The organism is Sporomusa sp. (assembly GCF_057736855.1).
This window is the reverse complement of the sequence record NZ_JBYKYF010000434.1, coordinates 1-1,969: the sequence shown is the minus strand read 5'-3', so window position 1 is coordinate 1,969 and position 1,969 is coordinate 1. Positions and strand designations below refer to the sequence as shown.

Below are 1,969 nucleotides of genomic sequence, written 5' to 3'. Positions count from 1 at the left end.
CTTTTAAAGAGTTAAAAAAATACGGCGATAATGTGGCTGCGCTTATGGATTTGAAAACCGGACGTCTGGATGCCGTGGTTGTGGATGAAGTCGTCGGTCGTTATTATATTGCCAAAAAACCAGGCGAATACACTGTTCTTACCGACCACTTTGGTTCTGAGGAATATGGTGTGGGCCTGCGTAAAGATGATAAAGAATTGCTAGCCAAACTGCAAAAAGCCTTGGATGAAATGAAGAAAGACGGTACGGCAGCTAAGATTTCCAAGCAGTGGTTTGGTGAAGACATTATAAAGTAAGGAAGTAATACATGGACTATATATTGAGCATATTGCCACCGATGCTAGACGGTACGGTGGTTACGTTGCAAATGTTCTTCTCAACGATCATATTATCGTTGCCGCTTGGCCTCTTGTTGGCCCTGGGGCGTATTTCCCGGTTCAAGGTGCTAAGCGGTGCTATCGGGGTATATATCTGGCTGCTTCGGGGTACCCCGCTGATGCTACAATTGTTATTCATTTATTTTGGCCTGCCTTTGCTGCCGTTTATCGGCATAAGGCTGCCGGATTTTTCGGCAGCCTTGCTGGCTTTTGTGCTCAATTATGCTGCCTATTTTGCCGAGATATTCCGTGCTGGTATTCAGTCGATTGACCGGGGGCAATATGAGGGCGCTAAAGTGCTGGGCATGAGTTATGTACAGACCATGCAGCGGATTATTTTGCCGCAGGTTATCAAACGGGTATTGCCGCCTGTAAGCAATGAAACCATTACGTTGGTCAAAGATACCTCGCTCATCTATGTTTTGGCCATGAACGATTTGCTGCGGACAACCCGCGCTATCGTACAACGTGATTTTGATACCACTGCATTTGTGGTGGCAGGTGTGTTTTATCTGCTAATGACCTTGGTGCTCACCTGGATGTTTCAAAAACTGGAGCAGCGGTATGCTGTATATGACGAGTAGAGGTATGTGCTTATGAACATGATTAAGGCGATTGATATTCACAAAAAATTTAATAATCTGGAAGTGCTTAAAGGGATTTCGCTTGAAGTGAATAAAGGCGAGGTAATTGCGATCATCGGCCCATCTGGTTCGGGAAAAAGTACTTTTTTGCGATGTCTCAATCGTTTAGAAACCATTGATCGGGGAACTATCGAAATCGAGGGCGATGTTTTGGTTACTACCGGCCCGGACGGTCAGGTTCGCTATGCGCCTGAGACAGAGTGCAGACACATTTGCCGCCGGATGGGGATGGTTTTTCAGCAGTTTAATCTTTTTCCCCATCTGACTGTGCTAGAAAATTTAATTGAAGCTCCAATGACCGTCAAGGGGGTTAAACGGGAAGAGATTGTCCCGCAGGCCGAAGAACTTCTAAGGAAAGTCGGTTTGTTGGAAAAACGGGATGTTTATCCTTCGCGGTTGTCAGGCGGACAAAAGCAACGGGTAGCGATTGCCAGAGCCTTGGCAATGAATCCGGATATCATGCTGTTTGATGAGCCGACATCCGCTCTTGACCCTGAACTTACCGGCGAGGTTCTCAAAGCCATGCGCAAGCTGGCAGAGGAGAACATGACCATGATTGTTGTGACCCATGAAATGGCCTTTGCGCGCGAGGTTGCCAACCGTGTCATCTTCATGGATAATGGCGAAATTGTGGAACAAGGTAAGCCTGAGCAGGTGTTCGGTTCGCCGTCCCAGCCTCGTACCCAGGCATTTTTACAGAGAGTAGTATAAACGCGCAGTCAATACAATAGTAAGCCGCTCATCATCCTGCTGCTGACAGCGGGAAATATGAGCGGCTTAGTTATTGTAGTCATTCTTGAATGGTGATTTGTGGCATATGTTAAATATTGGCTCTATAATAAATGTTGGGGTAACCAGTTCTACAACTGGAACTGCCTCAACATTTTTTTGCAAAAAAAAATGAGCATAAAGTGAAATTTCCCTTAAAATTAAAGTTGCCAACACCAA

At 45.8% G+C, this 1,969-nt stretch carries 3 protein-coding genes; all 3 read left to right on the top strand.

Features of this window, described 5'->3' with window-relative positions:
- The coding region (locus AC29Z1_RS17300) for a transporter substrate-binding domain-containing protein (protein WP_488272690.1) at positions 1-296 on the top strand (296 nt) is incomplete at its 5' end.
- Positions 297-307: 11 nt separating this feature from the next.
- Positions 308-961, top strand: a complete 654-nt coding sequence (locus AC29Z1_RS17295) for an amino acid ABC transporter permease (protein WP_488272689.1) — start codon at positions 308-310, stop codon at positions 959-961.
- A gap of 12 nt (positions 962-973) precedes the next feature.
- Positions 974-1,732, top strand: a complete 759-nt coding sequence (locus tag AC29Z1_RS17290) for an amino acid ABC transporter ATP-binding protein (protein WP_488272688.1) — start codon at positions 974-976, stop codon at positions 1,730-1,732.
- Positions 1,733-1,969 lie beyond the last annotated feature (237 nt).

Bases quoted from the DNA above. Each gene is read 5' to 3' on its own strand.
- AC29Z1_RS17295 (WP_488272689.1), top strand. From the start codon at position 308: ATGGACTATATATTGAGCATATTGCCACCGATGCTAGACGGTACGGTG.
- AC29Z1_RS17290 (WP_488272688.1), top strand. From the start codon at position 974: ATGAACATGATTAAGGCGATTGATATTCACAAAAAATTTAATAATCTG.